The organism is Pectobacterium atrosepticum (assembly GCA_019056595.1).
GTDB lineage: Bacteria > Pseudomonadota > Gammaproteobacteria > Enterobacterales > Enterobacteriaceae > Pectobacterium > Pectobacterium atrosepticum.
In genome coordinates this window covers 1616911-1638693 of sequence record CP036163.1, presented here as the reverse complement: position 1 = coordinate 1638693, position 21783 = coordinate 1616911, and the positions used below count along the sequence as shown (strand labels likewise).

At 51.4% G+C, this 21783-nt stretch carries 17 protein-coding genes and 9 pseudogenes; 18 read left to right on the top strand and 8 right to left on the bottom strand.

Translation table 11 applies throughout. The features are described from left to right. Nucleotides 1–493: 493 nt before the first annotated feature. The 9 genes and pseudogenes from DCX48_08090 (at nt 494) to DCX48_08050 (ending at nt 13315) form a co-directional block, all read left to right on the top strand. Entirely contained in the window at nt 494–1012 is a 519-nt protein-coding gene (locus DCX48_08090) for an Hcp family type VI secretion system effector (GenBank protein ID QXE14462.1), read from the top strand. Nucleotides 1013–1194: 182 nt separating this feature from the next. Beyond that, a complete protein-coding gene (locus DCX48_08085) occupies nt 1195–3231 on the top strand; it encodes a type VI secretion system tip protein VgrG (protein ID QXE14461.1) in 2037 nt (678 codons plus the stop codon). A gap of 9 nt (nt 3232–3240) precedes the next feature. After that, nucleotides 3241–4614 (top strand): DUF2974 domain-containing protein, encoded by a 1374-nt coding sequence (locus DCX48_08080; GenBank protein QXE14460.1) that lies wholly within the window; start codon nt 3241–3243, stop codon nt 4612–4614. Nucleotides 4615–4694: 80 nt separating this feature from the next. Then, nucleotides 4695–5393 (top strand): hypothetical protein, encoded by a 699-nt coding sequence (locus DCX48_08075; protein ID QXE17185.1) that lies wholly within the window; start codon nt 4695–4697, stop codon nt 5391–5393. Nucleotides 5394–5458: 65 nt separating this feature from the next. Continuing rightward, entirely contained in the window at nt 5459–6157 is a 699-nt protein-coding gene (locus DCX48_08070; protein QXE14459.1) for a hypothetical protein, read from the top strand. Between the two features lie 168 nt (nt 6158–6325). Further along, entirely contained in the window at nt 6326–7282 is a 957-nt protein-coding gene (locus DCX48_08065; protein ID QXE14458.1) for a DUF4123 domain-containing protein, read from the top strand. Continuing rightward, nucleotides 7279–8196 carry a DUF4123 domain-containing protein gene (locus tag DCX48_08060; protein QXE14457.1) on the top strand — a complete coding sequence of 306 codons (918 nt, stop codon included), beginning with the start codon at nt 7279–7281 and terminating at the stop codon, nt 8194–8196. The genes DCX48_08065 and DCX48_08060 overlap by 4 nt, the downstream gene beginning before the upstream one ends. A gap of 20 nt (nt 8197–8216) precedes the next feature. Beyond that, a pseudogene (locus DCX48_08055) lies at nt 8217–12719 on the top strand (RHS repeat protein). A 308-nt stretch (nt 12720–13027) separates the two neighbouring features. Beyond that, nucleotides 13028–13315 carry a hypothetical protein gene (locus DCX48_08050; protein ID QXE17184.1) on the top strand — a complete coding sequence of 96 codons (288 nt, stop codon included), beginning with the start codon at nt 13028–13030 and terminating at the stop codon, nt 13313–13315. Nucleotides 13316–13408: 93 nt separating this feature from the next. On the opposite strand, the gene DCX48_08045 is transcribed toward DCX48_08050, so the two are convergent. Both DCX48_08045 and DCX48_08040 read right to left on the bottom strand, forming a co-directional pair. After that, complete coding sequence (locus DCX48_08045; protein ID QXE14456.1) at nt 13409–13633, bottom strand: type I toxin-antitoxin system SymE family toxin; 225 nt, start codon at nt 13631–13633, stop codon at nt 13409–13411. Between the two features lie 71 nt (nt 13634–13704). Beyond that, the gene (locus DCX48_08040) at nt 13705–14106 is read right to left on the bottom strand and encodes an XRE family transcriptional regulator (GenBank protein QXE14455.1); all 402 of its coding nucleotides are present in this window, start codon (nt 14104–14106) and stop codon (nt 13705–13707) included. Nucleotides 14107–14204: 98 nt separating this feature from the next. Between DCX48_08040 and DCX48_08035 the strand changes: the two are divergent. Further along, nucleotides 14205–15659: pseudogene (locus DCX48_08035) on the top strand (toprim domain-containing protein). A 229-nt stretch (nt 15660–15888) separates the two neighbouring features. On the opposite strand, the gene DCX48_08030 reads toward DCX48_08035, so the two are convergent. Continuing rightward, nucleotides 15889–16077, bottom strand: a complete 189-nt coding sequence (locus tag DCX48_08030) for a hypothetical protein (GenBank protein ID QXE14454.1) — start codon at nt 16075–16077, stop codon at nt 15889–15891. Nucleotides 16078–16396: 319 nt separating this feature from the next. On the opposite strand from DCX48_08030, the pseudogene DCX48_08025 reads away from it, so the two are divergent. The 3 genes and pseudogenes from DCX48_08025 (at nt 16397) to DCX48_08015 (ending at nt 17328) form a co-directional block, all read left to right on the top strand. Beyond that, nucleotides 16397–16492, top strand: a pseudogene (locus DCX48_08025) (type IV secretion protein Rhs). 33 nt (nt 16493–16525) lie between these two features. Then, the gene (locus DCX48_08020) at nt 16526–16846 is read left to right on the top strand and encodes a hypothetical protein (protein ID QXE14453.1); all 321 of its coding nucleotides are present in this window, start codon (nt 16526–16528) and stop codon (nt 16844–16846) included. A 20-nt stretch (nt 16847–16866) separates the two neighbouring features. Further along, entirely contained in the window at nt 16867–17328 is a 462-nt protein-coding gene (locus DCX48_08015; protein QXE14452.1) for a hypothetical protein, read from the top strand. Nucleotides 17329–17403: 75 nt separating this feature from the next. Here DCX48_08015 and DCX48_08010 read toward each other — a convergent pair whose 3' ends face one another. Then, nucleotides 17404–17628, bottom strand: a complete 225-nt coding sequence (locus tag DCX48_08010) for a type I toxin-antitoxin system SymE family toxin (GenBank protein ID QXE14451.1) — start codon at nt 17626–17628, stop codon at nt 17404–17406. Nucleotides 17629–17699: 71 nt separating this feature from the next. Next, a complete protein-coding gene (locus DCX48_08005; GenBank protein ID QXE14450.1) occupies nt 17700–17945 on the bottom strand; it encodes a hypothetical protein in 246 nt (81 codons plus the stop codon). A gap of 169 nt (nt 17946–18114) precedes the next feature. Between DCX48_08005 and DCX48_08000 the strand changes: the two are divergent. Beyond that, nucleotides 18115–18921, top strand: a pseudogene (locus DCX48_08000) (DNA primase). A gap of 29 nt (nt 18922–18950) precedes the next feature. After that, a pseudogene (locus tag DCX48_07995) lies at nt 18951–19142 on the top strand (recombinase XerD). 357 nt (nt 19143–19499) lie between these two features. On the opposite strand, the pseudogene DCX48_07990 reads toward DCX48_07995, so the two are convergent. Both DCX48_07990 and DCX48_07985 read right to left on the bottom strand, forming a co-directional pair. After that, nucleotides 19500–19682, bottom strand: a pseudogene (locus tag DCX48_07990) (hypothetical protein). Between the two features lie 340 nt (nt 19683–20022). Next, nucleotides 20023–20157 carry a hypothetical protein gene (locus tag DCX48_07985; protein ID QXE14449.1) on the bottom strand — a complete coding sequence of 45 codons (135 nt, stop codon included), beginning with the start codon at nt 20155–20157 and terminating at the stop codon, nt 20023–20025. Between DCX48_07985 and DCX48_07980 the strand changes: the two are divergent. Further along, nucleotides 20137–20358 (top strand): annotated as a pseudogene (locus DCX48_07980) (hypothetical protein). The gene DCX48_07985 and the pseudogene DCX48_07980 overlap by 21 nt on opposite strands. Nucleotides 20359–20455: 97 nt before the next feature. Then, nucleotides 20456–20740 carry a hypothetical protein gene (locus DCX48_07975; protein QXE14448.1) on the top strand — a complete coding sequence of 95 codons (285 nt, stop codon included), beginning with the start codon at nt 20456–20458 and terminating at the stop codon, nt 20738–20740. A gap of 85 nt (nt 20741–20825) precedes the next feature. On the opposite strand, the pseudogene DCX48_07970 reads toward DCX48_07975, so the two are convergent. Then, nucleotides 20826–21002 (bottom strand): annotated as a pseudogene (locus DCX48_07970) (type I toxin-antitoxin system SymE family toxin). On the opposite strand from DCX48_07970, the pseudogene DCX48_07965 reads away from it, so the two are divergent. Further along, nucleotides 21001–21469 (top strand): annotated as a pseudogene (locus tag DCX48_07965) (type IV secretion protein Rhs). The pseudogenes DCX48_07970 and DCX48_07965 overlap by 2 nt on opposite strands. The last annotated feature ends 314 nt before the right edge of the window (nt 21470–21783 follow it).

Genomic DNA, 21783 nt, shown 5'->3' with positions numbered 1-21783 from the left:
AAATCATCACGGTTTAATGAGATCGTAATGACAATAACAGGCGGGTGTTGCGTGATAGCAGCACCCGCTTTTTTGTTGTTATTCCGCGATCTGCACGCCTATTTTTCATCATAAATGAAAGTGATTACTTACTTATATTCTTATAGGAAATGAACAAATTATCGCCATATATCGTTCTTTACTATTAATGATCACTATTTTAATTGGTTATTTATTTGATTAATTCAGCACTAATAAAAACTTTCAGAATAACTGCGCATTCTGCGCAACTTCTTGCTCACTTTCTGGTGTAAATCACTTTTTGCGCAATGTTTGCAAACGATTCGAGAAGTCTGCGCAACTTATTGCTCAAATTTTGCTTAGGGGGAATTTTAGTTAAGTTATTTTTCATTAAAAACAACAAGATAAAAATTGGCATGGGGATTGCTATACAGACGGTGAAGTTACTAAACCCGTTTAACTATTCCCCGTTTCAACAACAAGGAGCAAGACTATGCCAACTCCATGCTATATCAGCATCGAAGGTAAAACTCAGGGCAATATCACCGCTGGTGCCTTCACGTCTGATTCTGTCGGCAACATCTATGTGGAAGGCCACGAAGACGAAATGCTGGTACAGGAATTCAAACACATTGTAACCGTACCGACCGACCCGCAGTCTGGTCAGCCATCTGGCCAACGCGTGCACAAGCCGTTCAAATTTACTGTCGCGCTGAACAAAGCGGTTCCGTTGATGTACAACGCCCTGGCGTCTGGCGAAATGCTGCCGACCGTGACCCTGAAATGGTACCGCACGTCAGTTGAAGGTAAACAAGAGCATTTCTTCTCTACCGTACTGACCGATTCCACCATCGTGGACATCGATTGCAAAATGCCACACTGCCAGGACCCGTCCAAACTGGATTACACCCAACTGATTGAAGTGTCGCTGGCTTACCGCAAAATCGACTGGGAACACACGGTTGCAGGGACTTCTGGCTCTGATGACTGGCGTACGCCGGTCGAAGCGTAATTCCTATCTAACCCGGGCTTGCCCGGGTTTTCTGTTTTTTCACTGATGTGAGTCGTGGTGTGAGCAGACTCAGACCACAACTCAGGTTTTCATGTTAATCAGGATAGCAACATGCCGCTCCGAGGGAACCCGAGGCGTGCGGTAGCCATGGTAACAGCACAAGAATAATAAGGAGAAGGCGGATGGCAAACAGTACAGGATTACAGTTTACCGTAAAGGTCGGTGCTCTGGAGGCCGGCACCTTTGCGGTGGTGGATTTCAGTCTGGATGAGGGGTTGAATCGGCCCTTCAGCCTGTCGCTGAGTCTGGCGAGCGCGTTGCCGGATGTCGATTTCGGTGCGGTGCTGGATCAGCCGTGCGAACTGATGATTTGGTATGAAGGCGAACTGAAGCGTCGGGTCAGCGGGATTATCAGTGGGTTTACTCAAGGCGACACCGGATTTCGGCGCACGCGCTATCAGGCGGAAGTCCGTCCGGCGCTGTGGCGACTGGGTCTTCGCACCAACGCCCGCATCTTTCAGGCGCAGAAGCCGGAAGCGATTATCGGCACATTGCTGGAAGAAGCAGGCATTACCGACTACGCGTTTGCGCTGCGCCATGAGCACGCCGTGCGGGAATACTGCGTACAGTATCGGGAAAGTGATTTAGCCTTTATCACTCGGCTGGCCGCAGAGGAAGGCCTGTACTTCTTCCACGAGTTTGAGGAGGGCAAGCATCGAGTGGTGTTTGCCGATGATGCGGGTGCGCTGACCAAAGGGCCGGAGCTGTTCTTCAATCTCGCCACGCAGGGGTTAAGTGAGGGCGAATATGTCCGGCGTTTCCACTACGCGGAGCGGGTGAGCACGGCCGAAGTGGAACTGAAGGACTACAACTTCAAGACGCCGGCTTACGGACTGTCACACAAGAAGATGAGCGGTGAGCTGGAGCACCAGCGTGAAAGCTATCAGCATTACGACTATCCGGGACGTTATAAGCAAGATCCGAGCGGCAAGGCGTTCAGCGGCTATCGTCTGGATGCGCTGCGCTCAGGGGCGGTGACAAGCGAAGGGGAGTCCAACTGCGCGGGGCTGATGCCGGGCAATACCTTTACCCTGACGGAGCATCCGAATGCGACGCTGAACGCAGTGTGGCAGACAGTGAGTGTGACGCACGTCGGGCAGCAGCCGCAGGCGCTGGAAGAGGAAAGCGGCGGCGAACCGACGACCATGAGCAACAGCTTTGCGGTGGTGAAGGGCACAACGACGTGGCGCGCGGCGATGCCGTACAAACCGATGGTGGACGGCCCGCAAATCGCGACGGTGGTGGGTCCGGCGGGTGAAGAAATTTACTGTGATCAGTTCGGCCGGGTAAAACTGCAATTCCCGTGGGATCGCTATGGCGCGAGCAACGACCAGAGCTCTTGCTGGGTGCGCGTCAGTCAGGGCTGGGCGGGTGGCCAGTACGGCATGATCGCTATCCCACGTATCAGCCATGAAGTGATCGTCAGCTTCCTCGAAGGTGACCCAGACCAGCCTATTATCACTGGGCGTACGTTCCACGCGACCAACCCGACGCCGTACGTTTTACCCGCACATAAAACGCGCACGACGCTGCGTACTGATACGCACAAAGGCAGTGGCTTCAACGAACTGCGTTTCGAGGATGAGGCGACGCGTGAACAAATTTACTATCACGCTCAGAAAGATATGGATGGTGTCATCAATAACATCCATCGGCAGAGTGTGGGGCGCGATCAGCATCTCAGCGTCGCTCAGGATCAGTTCCAACGAGTCGATCGTCACCGTCACCGAACGATAGGCAAAGATGACTTTGAAAATATCGGTCAGGATCATCATCAGGAAATTGGCCGGAGTTTTATTCAGAAAATAGGCTCTTCGTTCAAGCGCTTTATCGGTGGGGGAGAGATTACCCGTATCGAAGGGAGCCGCCAGACCACGATGTCCGGTTCTGAAGAGACGCTGATCGGGGCGCATCAGCGTATTCTGGTCAATACGGACAGCTACCTGAAAGCCGCAGATATCGTGCTGGAAGCGGGGCAGGCTCTGACTATTAAAGCGCCTGGCGGTTTTATCAAGATTGATAGCGCGGGTGTCACAATTTCCGGGACGATTGTGAAAATCAACGATGGTGGTGCGGCTGGCGTAGGGACTGCGCCGGTGTCGATTACGCCAGAAGACCCCTCGAAGCCTACGCTGCCGGATGCGCCAGACAGACGTTAAGGAGGAACTATGCCAGGTGCTGCACGTTTAGGAGACAGCTGCGTAGGTCACGGTTGTTTTCCTGCGACCCCAATTATTGAAGGCAGCGGTGATGTCATCATCAATGGCAAACCAGCGGCCCGTAAAGGTGATGGGGTTTTGCTCCATGCTTGCCCTTGCCCGAATATGCCTCACGGCGTACACAATCGAGCGATATCTGCGGGCTCCGGTACGGTCATCATCAATGGAAAGCTGGCGGCGCGTATCGGTGATGCGATCGGCTGTGGCGGCTCGGTTGCTGCTGGCAGCGGGAATGTGATCATTGGCGACTCGCCTTATCAGTCCCCGGTTAAACCGTGCGCCGAACAATCGGCCAAAAGCCGCGCGCCTCTGTTGGCATTGACGCCAATGCTGTTGCCGACATTAATGGAATGGGCTTCGGTCGCCGAGTTGCCCATTCTTGATGATCTGCTCTCTGTCGCACAGCGTAAAGAGCGCTATCTGGCTCGTGCCAAGTTGGCGACCGAGGCGGCGACGCTGCCGGGATTAGCCGATGCGGCAAAGCGGTTGGCGTTTAATAACGACAGCATCTTGCGCGCGGAGGCGGCTCAGTACGTTTATTCGGTCGATGAATTTCGACGAGGAGTGCTGGATAAACTGCCTAAGGCTCCGGTTGGTCTGGAACTGCTGGATGTCCAAAAACTTCCTGGTTTGACGGACAATGATTTTATGGATAAGAAAACAGGGTTTGGTTCTGCCCTGTTCAAATCAGCGATTAATGGTGAAACCATGTTGACCTATAGGGGTACCAATAATGCGGTGACGGGAGTGAAAGACTGGTTGACTAACGCCACTCAGGGTATGGGATTTGAATCAGCGCAGTACAAACAAGCAATGGATCTCGCGACTCAAGTCAAAGATCTGATGCCAAATCCTCCACCTGTTATTGTTGGCCACTCTCTGGGGGGCGGGTTAGCCTCTGCAGCGGTCAGTGCGACAAAACTTCCCGGCTATACGTTCAATGCCGCAGGATTACATGAGAATACTGCCTTGCGAGGTGGTGGTGCGACATTGGCAGAAACGGCATCATTGATTAAAACACAAGCGGTTGATGGCGAGATATTAACCATGGTGCAAACCTACGGTAAAGCTTTGATTCCAGGCTTGCTATCCGGTGCGGGCGCATTGATTGGCGGAACCGCCGGTGCGGCGCTAGGGGGCGTTATCGGTGTTGCAAAGCTACTGGGAGGGGGGCTGCCGAAAGCAAGCGGTGATATGATGGCGCTTCCCGCTGTTGGCGGTTCACCGATTGCGCGTCACGGTATGGATCAGGTAGTTGCGGGTATTGAAAGCCAGAAAAAGGAAGATATCGGGAAGATAACCAATACATTCAGGGGAATATAATGCAATGGTTGGCACGTATAAAATGGGTAGGCGTCGTTATTCTGGGATTATTAACCGCTTGTCAGGCAGGAGGACACAGTATGCGGGCGAGTGAACTTTTTGAACCACCAGTGGTGGCGGTGCTGGAAAGCATTCAAAAAGGTGACGAATCAGCAGCCCGTCATCAGCTGTCACAGGGCGTTAACCTGAATATTAAGGGAAAAGAAGGTGTTACTCCGCTGTTGTGGCTGATTTATGAGACGAAGGATAAAAAAGCCGTCACGCTGGCGCTTAAACTGGGTGTCGATCCAAACTATAAAGACGGATTTGGCGACAGCGCAGTTAATTCCGTGGCGGGAGCCAAAGATCCAGATTGGCTTCGCATTATTCTGGATGCTGGTGGCGATCCGAATGCAATTGGTCGTCGTGGTCAGCCGGCAATATTTAGTGCCATTAATGAGCAACGGTGGGCTGATATTAAGCTACTCGTTGAGAAAGGGGCTGATCTGAATTTAGAAGATCAAAATAAAAGAAATAGTGCGCTTTATGCCGCTTATGTAAATGAATACGAAATTGTGTATTGGTTGATTGAGCAGGGCGCAAGTTTCGATACCTATTCTTCAACCGGCAGTAGCTTGGCGTGGCGTGTACACGACAGCTTATCCATTATGTCCCCTAAATCACCTCACTATCCTTGGGCGCTGAAGGTAAAACAACTGTTACTGGATCACGGTGTTAAATTCCCACCATTGTCGCCTGCTGAAGTTCGGGAGCGTTGGGAAAAAGGAGAACCTCTTTGAGATGGTGGTATTGGCTGCTGGCTAGTCTGCCACTATTAACCGCTTGTCAGGCAGGAGGACACAGTATGCGGGCGAGTGAACTTTTTGAACCACCAGTGGTGGCGGTGCTGGAAAGCATTCAAAAAGGTGACGAATCAGTAGCCCGTCATCAACTGTCACAGGGCGTTAACCTGAATATTAAGGGAAAAGAAGGTATTACACCGCTACTGTGGTTGATTTATGAGACGAAGGATAAAAAAGCCGTCACGCTGGCGCTTAAGCTAGGTGTCGATCCAAACTATAAAGATGGATCTGGTGATAGTGCGGTGAATCGAGTATCTGGTGTTAAAGATCCTGATTGGCTTCGTATTATTCTGGATGCGGGGGGTGATCCGAATGCAATTGGACGCCTTGGGCAGCCAGCAATATTTAGTGCTATTAACGAAGAACGCTGGGCCGATATAAAATTACTTGTGGCGCGTGGAGCTGACGTAAATTTACCTGATGAGCAAAAAACCAATAGTGCTCACTATGCTGCCTATCTTAACCAGTATGAAATCTCACATTGGCTGATTGAGCAGGGCGCTAATATTAATACCTATTCGGCTACGGGAGCTAGCTTAGCGTGGAGTGTTGAAGACAGCTTATCTATTATGTCCCCTAAATCTCCTCACTACCCTTGGGCGTTGAAGGTAAAACAACTGTTACTGGACCGCGGTGTTAAATTCCCACCGTTGTCGCCTGCTGAAGTTCGGGATCGTTGGGAAAAAGGACTGCCGCTGTAATTTTATTTCGATTCGTGGTTTTTATTATCTATTTTGTGTCATAAAAAGAAACTGCACTTACCGACCAGATAATCAGTGTGATTAACTGGTCGGTGCTGTGACTATTAACAAAATAAATAGTCGCTCATCGTATTAAAAATTATCTCATTTATTTACAGGCAAATAGCGATGATGGCAAACGGTTATACTCTGTTTGAAATCAGCCAGTTTGATGCGCCTTTGTACGCTATTATCTCACCGCTGAGTTATCCCAAATTACCTGAATATTGGCAGGCCTTTCAACCTGCGGCGGCGGATATATGGCAACAGCTGCATTTTGGCAAGGATGCTGAAAACTGGCAGATGTGGGCACCTATTGTGGTGAAAGTAGAAGAAGCTAAGTCAGGAGAAACCTTGTTGCATTGGCTGACCGATACACAGCCAGAGCGGCATGGTGGTGTGATTCTTACGCATAGCGCACTGACATTACAGCAGGTTGCTGACTTTTGGCAGACGCGTATTTTCTGTCTCTGGCCTGATGGTACACGAGCGCTGTTTCGTAGTTATGTGCCAGACGTTTTATCGACCTGGTGGCCAACCCTTGACCTTGCTGCTCAAACTGATTTTCTCGGTCCTTTGAATAATATCTATTTGCCTGTAGCGAATAGTGAACGAGGGGAATATCAGCTATTCGCACAACAAGAGGGTAATAATAAAAATAAGAATGAAGTTAATAAAGAGTACCAAATTAATTTAACGAGTTATCAATATTATCTTCTCGCCAATGACAATCGATTACACCGATTAGCGAATGAACTCTTTCTTTTTGTCAGTGCGCAATGTGTTTTTCCTCTGGATGTCGAAGTAGTAAAGGCCCGCTTCATTAGCGGTATTGCATTAGCTGAAAAATATTACTCTAAAGCCAGCGAAGCGGAATGTGAAGCCTGGTCTGCTCATCGCTGGGTACTCGGTAGTGAATTCTATTTACACCCGATTTTTATTCATCTGACTGAACGTTATTCGATTGCGGACAGTATTCGGATTTTTAAATCTGAGCCTGAACGTATTGAAAGTGTACAGCTTAATTACCATCGCCCCGGTTGGATGCGGGGAGAGTTACCTGACATGACGGAGGTCACGCTGTGAGTGTATCGCAACCTTTCCTTGAACTGACGCCGGAAGATGATGCCGTCTGGCAAACGCGTGTCGCTCAGGGTGGCTGTTTTGTTATTGCTGAGGCATCAATGAATGATGCGGTGCCTTGGCTAGCCGAGCGCTGGGGAGGCAGCCTGGAACAGACGCGTTTGTACTGGGGGGAAACGGGGCGCGTTCATGCGTCGGTAGCGCCGTATTGCATCCCGCTTAACGCTGCTAACTGGTCGCAGGTGAAAGAACACATTATCACCCAGTCTGGTTGGGGCATGGGTCTGCAACTGGAATGGTTTATGCAGGCGTACTCGCCGCTCGATCAATTGCTTGAGGTAACGAAGCATCTGCGGCAGTGGAGCCTGGTGGCCTCACCTTCCGGGGAGAATGTCATTCTGCGCGTTGGCGACTGGCGGGTGGTGAATCAACTGCTATCAGCCAGCTCTGTACAAGAAGCCTGCGCGCTCTATGGCCCTATAGCCAGCTTCTGCGATATTTCACCTGATGGAACCGTACGTGCTTTAAATTTGACAGCCCGCGAACCCCACTCCATTCCTGACATCCTGCCGCGTCAACTGAGCGATGAACAATGGCAAGCCATCATGGTGCCTTCTGAACATCAGAATCTGGCACGCTATAGCGAACACCTGCGCGCTTACCATGCTGGCTGGCAACATGCGCCTGACGATGAACTACAGACATTTACCTACCAGCAGGCGGAACAGGCGCGGAACAATGGCTTTAACAATGACCGCGATATTGTGCGCTGGCTGGCATTGGCGACAGAGCTCTCGCCGGAATTCATTCATCAGCCCTGGGCAAAAAATATTCTGATACAGCCAGAATACATCGGCACGCAAAGCCGTATGGATCGCCTGTATCAGGCAGCAATTGACCACCTGGACGAAGCATAAAATAAAAAGGACGTCATTTCATGAGTCAGGATAAACAGGATTCATTACACCAAAGTAGTGCTGCTGCGGAAAAAAGGTTTTCAACGGATAAAATCATTCAAGGGGGGTGTAAAGAATGTGAGTGTGAAACCTTTGTTCAATATGTCTATTCGTCAGGGGATCCTGTACCAAATGCTCCTTTTGTTTTAACCGATAGCAAAGGGAATAAAACGGATGGGCAAACGGATGGAAGTGGGTACTTTAAAGTCCAAGATATGGCATGCAGTACTTATCAACTTGATATTAAAGAAGGTTCAGATGATTTTGATTCCCCTGATACCGTAGAAAATAATCCGGTACTTCAAGCTAATCCCGCTCATGCTGCATTAGCAGGAGAGTATTTTACCCTTTATTTACTGCTGCATGAAAAAGGGATTGTAGAGTACGACACTGAAGACAGTGAACGTTATGATGAAGTAAATGTTGATGATAGTACATTGAGTGGACGATTTTTTTCTAATGTTGAAGATAAATATCAGCTAGCCTATGACCGCTTTCAAACATTAAAAAAACAGATTAATGCAGGGGATCGTGAATTCAAGCGAGCAATTAATAAGATTCATCATAGTTTGTCGGCAGAGGTTGCCGATCAGACAACAGAAACAGCGGTTTTGTTGCTTTGTCAAATTATTCTCGGTTTTATCCCTGTTGTTGGTCAAGCACCCGATGTTTATTTTATTGGTGAGTGGTGCTGGGCCGCCTATAAGAAACCAGATAACTTGGAAGATAACTACTTTCTTGCTGAAGGTGCACTGAATGTCGTAGGTGTTATTCCTGGTCCAGGACATGCGCTAAAAATTGCAGGGAAATCTGTTGTCCGTGCAATGAAAGCATTAGAAAAAAGTGCGTTGGATAATCAAGCTGTTCAACTGGCTGTTCGTGAAATTAGAAATTTGTCTAATGGTAATATTGTTCGATGGTTAATGGACTTCGCAGAAAAAATTAATAAAGAGGCTAAAGAAGCTATAAATCTGCTCAATAAAATAATTACTGCTATTGAATTAATGGTAAATAATGCCGCAAGTTCAGCAAAAAGTTGGATTGTTGCATTTGCAAAAGATAGTTTTTCTGCGATTTGTGGTGTTATTAAAAAACTCATTGATAAATTTAAAGAAATTGTTGATGAGATTATCCTGAAGGTTAATGCATTTATTGGGAAAATAATTACCAGAAAATCAGGAGAAGCGATAGGTAAGGGAAAAGCTATAAAACCTGAAATTAAGGTAGCGGATAAAACACCATCAGACGTTGATGGGACTCCCGGCCATTCATCATCTACCGCTAACACAGCTGATGGAAATACCTGCTCTACATCAAATCAATGCAAAAGTGAAGGTGAACCGGTCGATATGGCCACGGGTTATATGGTGGAGTGGCGTACTGATTTCCAACTGGCAAGTATTTTACCGTTGGTGATGAAACGCTATTACCGATCTGGTGGTGATAGGAAGCCTAGTTTATTAGGCGCACTATGGCGTAGTAACTGGGATATGAGCCTTACACTTGAAGACGGTGTGGTGACGCTGACTGACGGCGAGTTCAATCAGGCGATCTTTGTTTTGCCTATTGAGGGGGAATCCACTCGTTCGCCATCTAACCCGCAATGGCGTCTGACCCGCCAACAGGGACGGTTGATTTTGCAAGATGCCGGTAGCTTGCGCTATCGGTTTGAGCACGCCAGAGGGATGGAATTATGCTTAACATCAATAGAGGATCGGCAGGATAACCAGATCTCGCTGATTTGGGAGTTTGGCATATTACGCTGGGTGGCTTTGCCTGATAATCGCTTGATTCATGTGGAAACTCATCGTCAACGTATTACTTGTTTAACGTTATGCGATACTCATCGCAAGCCTTTGAAAACACTGGCTAGCTATACCTATGACAGTCTCGGGCATTTACTGAGCGTGCGAGCGGATGAGGGGCGTAACTTTGATTATCGTTATTCTCCTGAAGGTTGGCTGCTGCGCTGGTCGGATTTAGCGTTGACCTGGGTTGAACACGACTACGATAAAAAAGGTCGTGTAATTCGTGATAGAACCTCGGAAGGTTACTGGCCGGGGCGCTTTGAATATGATGATGATACTCTGACCAGCCATTATTATAGCGGGTTTGGTGGAGTGATCAGCTATGTGCGCGATGAGCGTAATAATATTCTGTTAAAGCGTACGCCAGATGGTGGTGAGACCCTGTTCGAGTGGGTGGATAACCAACTGGTGGCGGAGACTGACCCGCTGGGCGGCCGTACGGCGTATCAGCGTAACGACTGGGGGCAGGTGACCGAGGTTGCTTTGCCGGACGGCGCCACACATCAGTATTTGTATGATGACAACGGGCAACTGTTGGCCTATACCGACCCGCTGTGCAGCGAATGGCACTACCAGCGTAATGCGGCCGGGCAGGTTGTGGAGGTGAACGACCCGGAAGGGCGTGAGTGGCTGTATTCTTATGGCGAAACGGGACAGCTGTCGACGGTGATAGGGCCGGACGGCGTGTTGCAGCGTTATCACTATAACCGCCGTGGCCTGCTGAGCAGTCTTGAACGGGATAATGCGCCACCGGTAACGTTCCGGTATGACGACCTTGACCGCCTGACGGAGCGACATATCGGGCATGAAGCGGGCGTGCAGGTCCGGCGCTGGGAATATGACGGTGTGCGCGAGTCACCGTCGAAGGTGGTGTACGAAGACGGGAGCGAGACTCGGTTTGGTTATGATGTGGAAGGTAACCTGACGGCAGTGACGGATGCGCTGGGTCAGCGCTACCAGTTCCGCTATGGGGCGTTTGATAACCTGCTGGAAGCGACGGACCCGTTGGGCGCAACCGTTCGCTACCACTACAATGCGGAAGCGGAGTTCGCCGGGGTGACGAACAGTCAGGGACGGGACTGGACGTACGGTTTTGACCACAGCGGTCGGCTGAGTGAGGAGCGGCATTACGACGGCCGGGTATATCGCTATCACTACGATGTAGCAGACCGTCTGGTGCAGCGAATGGCACCGGATGGCAGTGCTCTTCATTATGAACATGATACAGCAGGGCGGATAACGCGTATCACGGCGCGGAGAGCGGACGGGGAAACGGACGGCATCACCGAACTGGAATATGATGTTGCCGGTAGGCTGACCCAGGCCGCCAGCCCGGATGCGGTGGTGGAATACGCCTATAACCGGGCGGGCCAGGTGACGTCGGAGACGGTCAACGGCGAAGCGGTGCAGAGCGGTTACGACGCGGGCGGTCAGCGTGCCATTGTCGACGGCATTCTGGCACCACTGCAGCTGGCATGGCAGTCGGGGCGGCTGTCGTCGCTGGGTATCGGTTCACACCAGCCGTTGCAGTTCAGCCATACCGCAGCGGGTGAAGAGCAGCGACGCAGTAACGGCAGCGGGTTTGCATTACGCCACGAGTGGAGTCCGACGGGGCTGCTGCAGCGTCAGGCGCTGGAAGGGGCGGACGGGCGGGTGAGTGACGTGCTGGAGCGTCGTTATCAGTACGATGTGCTGGACCGTCTGACGGGTATCACCGACAGCCACTGGGGTGAGCAGGCATTCCGACTGAACGGGGCGGGTCAGGTGACGGCAGAGCGCCGTGATGAGGGACGTCGGCGTCAGGCGCGGCTGTTTGGCTACGACAGCGAACAGAACCTGTGCGAGGTGTCGCAGATAGCGCCAGGTCTGGGTGAGACGCTGAAGGTGCAGGATGCGGTGGTGCAGTCGTCGGCACGGTACGATGCGGCAGGCCGGGTAATCGAGCGGGGCCATACGCAGTACCGGTATGATGACTGCGGGCGTCTGGCGATGAAACGTGAAACGCGTCCGGGGTTCAGGCCGAAGGAAACGTACTTCGACTGGGACGTACAGGACCGACTGGTACGGGTGAGTCTGCCGGACGGGGCGCGGTGGCGCTATCGTTACGATGCGTTTGGTCGCAGAGTCAACAAGGTGCGCGAGGGGCAGGTGCCGTCGGCGCAGGCAGTAGCGCGGGTGGCGTACCGGTGGGATGGCGACCAGCTGATTGGTCAGCAGCAGTACCGGGCAGACGGCTCCGCAGCGCGGGAAGTGCAGTGGGTATATGAGCCGGGGAGCTTCCGGCCGCTGGCGCAGGTAGAAGCGCAGGGCGACAGCACACAACTGCACTACATCGTCACTGACCTGACAGGAACCGCGAGAGAGCTGTGCAGCGAGGAAGGGGAAGTTCGCTGGCGTGGGGAGCAGGGTTTGTGGGGTGCGCATCGTGAAGAGCGACGGCCCATCCCGCTGCGGCGCTACCTGGGTGATGCGGCGAATGAAGAAGTGTACTGCGAACTGCGCTATCAGGGGCAGCTGTACGATGCGGAAACGGGGCTTTACTACAACCGACATCGTTACTATGATGCGGAGAGTGGGCAGTATCTGTCACCGGACCCGATAGGGCTAGCGGGAGGGTTGAGACCGCAGGGTTATGTTCACAACCCGCTCACTTGGGTTGACCCATTGGGGTTGACTGAATCTGGATGTAAACAACCGACTTCCCCTGATATTGACCCTAAAGACGTAGCAGGTAAAAAGCCCGCTGAAATTGATAAAGTAGCAAGAGATGCGGGCCTTCAACCTAAAGGGCCAAACCCAATGGAAGGTAAAGGAGCTTATGTTGATCCTGTTACATCAAAACAAAGGGTACTAATTCATCCTGATGCATCTTGCGGTCCTCATTGTCATGTTAATAATCCAGCAGGAGAAAGGCTCGATATAAATGGGAAGCTCGTTCCTTCCGAATCTCCTGAAGCTCATCTACCCTTAGATATGGACCCATGATGAATATAAATATGCACGATTGGACATTGCTTTCTTTATTAATTGATTGGAGTAAAGGGGAGCTTGTTATCAAATTATTGAACAGTAACTCTGAACCAGTTGTCATAAAAGCCAGTGGTGTTAAGTTGATTAATATACCTAAGAGTGATGAGTGGGGAGAGAGCGTGAGTATTAATGAAGTTATTGAGTTAGATAGAAATTCCTATGGGTTTGAAAGAATGAAAATTGAAATTCAATCGGGTGATATCATAGAAATAGTTGCAGAGGAAATACTGCTGCCAAATTAATATCAGGTTTGCAATACGACATCTTATTTTAATGGCCGGAAGCGATCACACGATCCTTCCGGTTTTTTATTTTATTAGCGGTCAGGTCAGTTTTTATAAATTAATCTGCGTCTCAATAATAATCCTGCCGCGCTCCACTGTGACGGTCACCGGCATCCCGGTGATAAAGCCACACTCTTCCAGCCAGCGGCCTTTAAGGTTGATGGCCGAGGGCGGGTTAGGCTTGCCGTTGTGCGACGCATATCCCACGGTGTAGTAACGCTCTGTTTTGGCTGCTTTATTAACGGTGACGCCTGACTTAGAATGTGCCTTAGCCATAGTAACTACTCCTATAGTTGCTTGTGGTGAGCGGCGGCAATGAGGTCTGAACTCATCGCCGCCGCGCTATTTTAACGTTGTCTTACACTCTTCTTGACTGCCTTCTCCACGTTGACCTTAGTCACAAAACTGTCAATCACCATAATCAACGCTCTTTGCTCTTCATCCGGCAATGCATCAGCCTGCTGCCAGAGTTCATGTAACTCGGCATTACGGATCTTCACATCCTTGCTGGTCTCCACTCTTCCAACCAGTTCATCAAGCGAAACCTGCAACACCTCAGCCAGCTTTAACAGCGTCTCCAACTGCGGTGAAATATGCCCTCGCTCCCAGCGGTTATAGGCTCTGGGCTGTACATCTATCATCTCAGCAAGGCGTGTCTGGGTAAGCCCTCTGGCTTCCCTTAGTGCTTTCAGGCGTTCGGAAAAAGCGGACATATCAAGACCTGTTATCAGGAAATCACTAGCTGCCATTGTATGCCCCCTTTTTTAACTGCCTGTTGTAATGTGCTATATATGTGATTACTATATATCACATATATGTCCATTGACAGCAATTTTAGAGGTATCGAATGGCACGCTTCCCCGAATCTGAGTTGCAGCACCTCAAAGCCGCCGTGTCACTGGTTGAGGTGGTGCGCTCTCAAGGGCGCAAGGTGGTGAAGCGCGGCAAAGACGTCGTGGTGCTGTGCCCGTTCCATCAGGAGAACACCCCTTCCATGGTTATCAGCCCGGACAAAAACCTCTATCACTGCTTCGGCTGTGATGCAGGCGGTTCGGTCATTGACTGGGTGATGAAGACGGAGGGCTTAAGCCTGCCGCATGCGGTCGATAAGCTGCGGCGTGAGCTGGGTGAGATACCAGCGGCTGAGCCGTTGCCACCCGTTGCCAATATCGCGAATGAACAGGCGCGGCAGGCGTTACTGCATCGTGTTACCGAGTTCTATCACCACACCTTGCTCAATGCGCCGGAGGCCGTCGCCTATCTGGAAAAGCGCCGCCTCCATCATCCTGAGTTAGTCGCGCAGTTCCGCTTAGGGTTCGCCAACCGCACGCTGGGCTATCGCCGTAACGGCCAGGTGCGGGAGCTGTACGGGCGCAAACTGTGCGACAAGTTGCGTGCCGGAACGCCAAAACACCTGTACCTGCCGGGGCCACACGGCGGGGTGTGGAACGAGCCAGCACTGGTTGCCAGTAAGTCGGTCATCTTATGCGAATCACTCATTGATGCGATGTCGTTCTGGGTAGCGGGGTATCGCAATGTGACGGCGGCGTTCGGGGTGAATGGGTTCACGGAAGAGATGCGGAATACCGTTATGCGCCACGGCGTAAAACAGGTACTTATCGCGTTCGATAACGATACGGCAGGCGATGACGGCGCGGTAAAACTGGCTTCTGCGTTAGCCGCTGACGGCATCACCCCGTTCCGCGTGGTGTTCCCGGCTGGCATGGATGCGAATGAATACCTGTGTAAAGTCTCGGAGCCGGAAGTGGCGTTCCGTGCGGTGGTTGAAGGCGCAATGGCGATGGGGGAAGCCGTCAGAGCTGAACCTGAATCCATGCCACAACGGAAAGCTGCGCTACAGCCTGACAAACCGTCTCAACCTGCTGCTTCCTTAGCTGCGGGTGTCGTGGTTGACGCCCTGCCAAACGGTGAGCTTGAGATAGCGTTATCCGGCCAGCAATGGCGCATCCGGGGCATGGCATCGGTGAAGATCGGCAGCGGTGCCATGAAAGTGAACGCACAGGTACTCGACACGGCCAGCGGCGTGGTGTTCGCCGACAGCGTGGACATGATGAGTGCGCGTTCCCGTGCAGGGTATGCGCGGCTGGCCGCCTCGGAGTTGGGGTTAGCGGAAAGTGACCTTAAACGCACTCTGGGACGTGTGCTGCTGGCACTGGAAGCGCATCTGAGCCAGCCGGAAACAAACGGTGAAGCCACACAGGACATCACCGATGTACAGCGGGAGGCCGCGCTGGCGCTGCTGCGTGACCCGAACCTGATCGGCAGGCTGACGGATGACCTTTGAACACCGTGGCGCGGTTATCGAGTATATCGAGGTGGCGCGCTCGGATATCGTGCTGGCCAACCGGTTAGCGCAAAGTTGGTGCCAAGTTGGAGTCTGGAAAATCCCGCCAAGCCACGCGGGGTAAGGGTTCGTCAGTCGCAAGGCCCGCTCGCTCTGCTGTCGGCAACGGCACTCGTTCTCGGCTCTTACGGTGTGGCCGCCCTCCCTGGCGGCACTGGCTCCGGCGTCAACCCTCGCCCAACGTCAACCCCAAAGCAGAAGCCGCTCCTTCGTCACGGCGCTTAACGGCTTCACCTCGCCCCCGCCCCAACCCCGCTGCACTGGCTGTGCCCGGCTCGCAGTCGCAAGCTCCTTGCACGTTCCCGTGCTCGCCATCTTCGCCCCGTGCGGCCCCGCCGGGGGCCTCCCTGTTCAACGTCTTGTCTTGCGGGCCTCGCCAGCCCGCGCCCGGCAGACGCTTCACCGTCCCACAGCAAGCTGCGGAACGGCTCGCGCCACAATAACCCGGTTCAGCAACAAAACGAGTAATGGCAGCGGCTGACGCCGCTGCTATGATGTGGCGCAGGCAGACAGGGAAGTCACAGCGTGGCGGTAGCGTGTCTGCGGGCAAAAGTGCGCGTCGGGAGTTGTGGGTTACGGGCGTGTTAACATGGCCGAAAACGCTGTCTAAAAAGGCTGTTGCTTCAAGTGGTTGAGTGCACTAAAAAGTACGACTGCACCGGAGTTGTCCCTATGACCCGATAGGGCTGGCGGGGGGAAATAGACCTCAAGCATATGTTTCCAATCCCTTAGTGTTCTGTGATCCTCTGGGACTGGCCAAGGCTGGATGTCCAGATAAAGCCCTCAAAGAAATTAATGAAAAGATGAAACAAAACGGTAAGGAAGTTAGCGTTACCGTTGGTTCTAAAGAAGAGGCAGAGGATGTTTTAAGAGGATATATCTCTGATAAAGATGTGAGTAAACAAGGTGGTTTCAGAAATACCACGGATCAGAAGTTACCCTCAGGTAAAAAATCGGACTCTGGTTCTGACTGGCTTCCTGGTGGTCAAGGTGCTTATGAAAAACAAGGCACTTATCATTATGATTTAGCTGACGCGAATGCAAAAGCAGGGGATCATGCTTTACTTGGAGATCACCTCCAAATCCACACTTATGAAGGAAAGATAATAAGGATATTTTATTAAGTCTATTTAAGGAAGTGTAAGTGATGACAGAAAAAATTAGTCCATATAGCCCTTACCCTTATGGTTTTAGAGGGGATATTAAAAAGGGATCTTATTGTGAAGTGGATATTAATGAGGGGAAAGGAACAAGGTTTATTATTATTAGACCTAAGGCTTACTTCCCCCAGGATACTATTGAAAGAGATATAGATCTTATAAAAAAAGGGATATCGACACTGGAGGATTTATATCCCGATGTAATTAGATTGGGATATATTCCTGATAGATTGGAAACATTTTGGTTATATAATTTAAATGTTTGTGATATAGACAAGGTATATCTTGAAGACTCAGACTCTGAAGTTTTTGCAGCGAATGTAAAATATGATGAATATTATACATTTGATGATTTTTATAAATGCATGGACTTTGTAAAGAAAGAGTTTGGCGTTAACGAAAAGGATTTTAAAAAGGACTGGGAAACGAGTTATCCTCAGTATTAATATTGGTTATGGAAAGCCGGAAGCGATAACACGATCCTTCCGGCTTTTTTATTTTATTAGCGGTCAGGTCAGCCGTTATAAATTAATCTGCGTCTCAATAATAATCCTGCCGCGCTCCACCGTCACGGTTACCGGCATCCCGGTGATAAAACCGGACTCTTCCAGCCAGCGGCCTTTAAGGTTGATGGCCGAGGGCGGGTTAGGCTTGCCGTTGTGCGACGCATATCCCACGGTGTAGTAACGCTCTGTTTTGGCTGCTTTATTAACGGTGACGCCTGACTTAGAATGTGCCTTAGCCATAGTAACTACTCCTATAGTTGCTTGTGGTGAGCGGCGGCAATGAGGTCTGAACTCATCGCCGCCGCGCTATTTTAACGTTGTCTTACACTCTTCTTGACTGCCTTCTCCACGTTGACCTTAGTCACAAAACTGTCAATCACCATAATCAACGCTCTTTGCTCTTCATCCGGCAATGCATCAGCCTGCTGCCAGAGTTCATGTAACTCGGCATTACGGATCTTCACATCCTTGCTGGTCTCCACTCTTCCAACCAGTTCATCAAGCGAAACCTGCAACACCTCAGCCAGCTTTAACAGCGTCTCCAACTGCGGTGAAATATGCCCTCTCTCCCAGCGGCGGAAGTGGCGTTCCGTGCGGTGGTTGAAGGCGCAATGGCGATGGGGAAGCCGTCAGAGCTGAACCTGAATCCATTACAGCCTGACAAACCGTCTCAACCTGCTGCTTCCTTAGCTGCGGGTGTCGTGGTTGACGCCCTGCCAAACGGTAGGGTTGCTGATGGAGAACGAGAAAGGCTATCTCACCGAACTGCACCAGAATGCCCAGCGGTTACTGAAACCGTTAAAAGTGGTGAACCCGTTCGCCAGCCAGCTCACGTTCCTGAGCGACAAAACCCGTACCCGCCGCGACCATATGAAATACCTGACGTTAATCCAGAGCATCACGCTGCTGCACCAGTATCAGCGGGAGATAAAGCAGGTTGAACACCGTGGCGCGGTTATCGAGTATATCGAGGTGGCGCGCTCGGATATCGTGCTGGCCAACCGGTTAGCGCACGAGATATTAGGCCGCACGCTGGACGAGATGCCGCCACAGACGCGCAAGCTGTTGCTGCTGATACAGGGCATGGTCAATCAGTTAGCACATACGCAAAACAGGAAGCCGGGCGAGGTACGTTTTACCCGGCGGGATATCCGCAACGCGACCCAGTGGAGCGATAACCAGTTGAAAGTCCACTGTCTGCGGCTGGTCGAAATGGAATACCTGCTTATCCACGGCGGCAGTCGGGGGCACTTGTTGCAGTACGAACTGCTGTGGGATGGGAACGGAAGCGATGATAATACGCATCTGTGCGGCCTTATCGATCCGCCGGAAGATAATCCGGCAGGACAGTACGACTCACGCAAGTTGGGGGATAAGGAGAGCAAGTTGGCCTCAAGTTGCCCCCAAGTTGGTGCCAAGTTGGAGTCTGGAAAATCCCGCCAAGCCACGCGGGGTAAGGGTTCGTCAGTCGCAAGTGGCGATAAGGCGAAAAGCCCTGTTCCGGCGAAGAGAAACAAACGCATCACATCGTAACCCCTCATCACCTCGCAGGACGCGCCGCCATGACCAAACCGAAACTACCCAGCTCGGAAGCCCTTTACCTTAGCAGCCTGTCACAGACGCTGCGCCAGCACACCACCGCTTACCTTGAATACCTGACGGCCACGAGCCACAGCCCGCGCACGGTGGAAGGCTACGGTGAACGGCTTCGCCCGTTCGTGACGTGGTGCGAGGAGCGGGGACTTACGCAGGCGGTCCCTGCGGGCTTACTGCCTTGTTCAGCCAAGGCGCTCCGGCGGTAAATGCCGCCCGGCCAGCACCAGACAAAAGCGTTCTCTGTAACAATCGTTGCTGGCCGAACGTCATTCAACATAATGTGGCATTACGCGAAAGCCGCTGAACGCGGCCAACGCGCAACACACATTATATCGGCGCCGGGCAGGTTAAGGGCGCGCTGCGGCTACCTCAACCTCAGTGAGCGGCTGGCCGCCGGGGTTGGGTTCTTGGTGCGGTGTGGCGCACAGCTCGCCCGCTCGCTCTGCTGTCGGCAACGGCACTCGTTCTCGGCTCTTACGGTGTGGCCGCCCTCCCTGGCGGCACTGGCTCCGGCGTCAACCCTCGACCAACGTCAACCCCAAAGCAGAAGCCGCTCCTTCGTCACGGCGCTTAACGGCTTCACCTCGCCCCCGCCCCAACCCCGCTGCACTGGCTGTGCCCGGCTCGCAGTCGCAAGCTCCTTGCTCGTTCCCGTGCTCGCCATCTTCGCCCCGTGCGGCCCCCGCCGGGGGCCTCCCTGTTCAACGTCTTGTCTTGCGGGCCTCGCCAGCCCGCGCCCGGCAGACGCTTCACCGTCCCACAGCAAGCTGCGGAACGGCTCGCGCCACAATAAACCCCGGTTCAGCAACAAAACGAGTAATGGCAGCGGCTGACGCCGCTGCTATGATGTGGCGCAGGCAGACAGGGAAGTCACAGCGTGGCGGTAGCGTGTCTGCGGGCAAAAGTGCGCGTCGGGAGTTGTGGGTTACGGGCGTGTTAACATGGCCGAAAACGCTGTCTAAAAAGGCTGTTGCTTCAAGTGGTTGAGTGCACTAAAAAGTACGACTGCACCGGAGTTGTCCCTATGACCCGATAGGGTTACTTGGTGGAATCCGGCCTCAAGCCTACGTTCACAATCCGTTGGAATGGGTGGATCCGCTGGGGTTGACGGAATCGGGATGTAAACAGCCGAATAAGCCAGTAGCTGGAAAAATTACTGGTTATACGAAGCATGGTTTAAACCAAGCAGTTGGCCGTAATGGTGGTAAAGGGGTCAATGCTAAAGATATGCTCGATGCAGTGAAGAATCCTAAAAAAGTTGTAGAAAATGCAAATGGAACAACCCGCTATCAAGGTAAAAGAGCAACTGTCGTATTAAATCAGGACGGTAAGGTTGTTACAACATTCGGAAAATCTCGCGGGCCAGAAATTTGGGGTCAAGGAACTAGTCGAGTCTCGGGAAGTGGTTCAGCGCAGCGTCGAGCTAATGATCTTGGCTTTAGTTACAACCCCAGAATGGTAAGGTGAGGCTATGAATTTTAAGCTAAATCGTGAGGTTATAAATGATCTTCTTGTTTTTATTTCTGACCCTCATATAGCAGGGGTATTAAAAGAAAGTGTAGGAACGGGGGAGATAAAAATAAAAGATGTATATCCGACTGGTAGATATTTTGTTGAGTTTTCTGAACAGGATGTTGATGTTATTTTAGATGAACTATCGAATGCTATATCTAATGTTGGTATAGGTAATGATGGGGAAATAAATGCATATGGAATCCGAATGGAAAAATTAATAGACATATTTAATGATGTTTAGATTTTATACATGAATGGTTCGTTAAAAAAGCTGGAAGTGATCTTACGATCCTTTCGGCTTTATTATTTTATGGTCTGGTCAGTCGCTACAGATTAATCTGCGTCTCAATAATAATCCTGCCCCGCTCCACAGTGACGGTGACGGGCATCCCGGTGATAAAGCCCGACTCTTCGAGCCAGCGGCTTTTAAGGTTAATGGCCGAAGGCGGGGTGGATCTGCCACTATGCGGGGCATATCACACGGTATAATAAAACCAGTTAATTGGTCAGCAGCAGTACCGGGCAGACGGGTCAGCGGCGCGGGAGGTACAGTGGGTGTACGAGCCGGGGAGCTTCCGACCACTTGCGCAAGTGGAAGCGCAAGGTGATAGCACACAACTGCACTACATCGTCACTGACCTGACAGGAACCGCGAGAGAGCTGTGCAGCGAGGAAGGGGAAATCCGCTGGCGCGGCGAGCAGGGGTTGTGGGGGGCGCATCGTGAAGAGCGACGGCCTATCCCGCTGCGGCGCTACCTGGGTGATGCGGCAAACGAGGAAGTGTACTGCGAGCTGCGCTATCAGGGGCAGCTGTACGACGCGGAAACGGGGCTTTACTACAACTGACATCGTTACTATGATGCGGAGAGGGGGGCAGCATCTGTCTCCGGATCCGATAGGGCTGGGTGGGGGTATCCAACCACAAAGTTACGTACATAATCCGTTAGAATGGGTTGATCCGCTAGGGTTGACGGAATCTGGCTGTAAGCAGCCGAACTCACCTGAAAACAGCCAAAAGCCAGAAGTTAAAAAACCAAATATTTCAACAAAAATTCATGACGGCGCACAAGGTAAACATATAGAAGGACATAATAACTACGTTGAGGGTAAGAGTGTTATAGATGCTAAGCCTCAAGAATTATTAGATAACTACCATGCAGGAAATGTTAATACCTCTAGGGTAATTAACGAAAATAAAATTAAAGTGGATTTTGGTGATGTGAACGGTACTCATAAAGATATGAATGGTACTAATACTTCCACATCATGGGGGCTAATCCATAG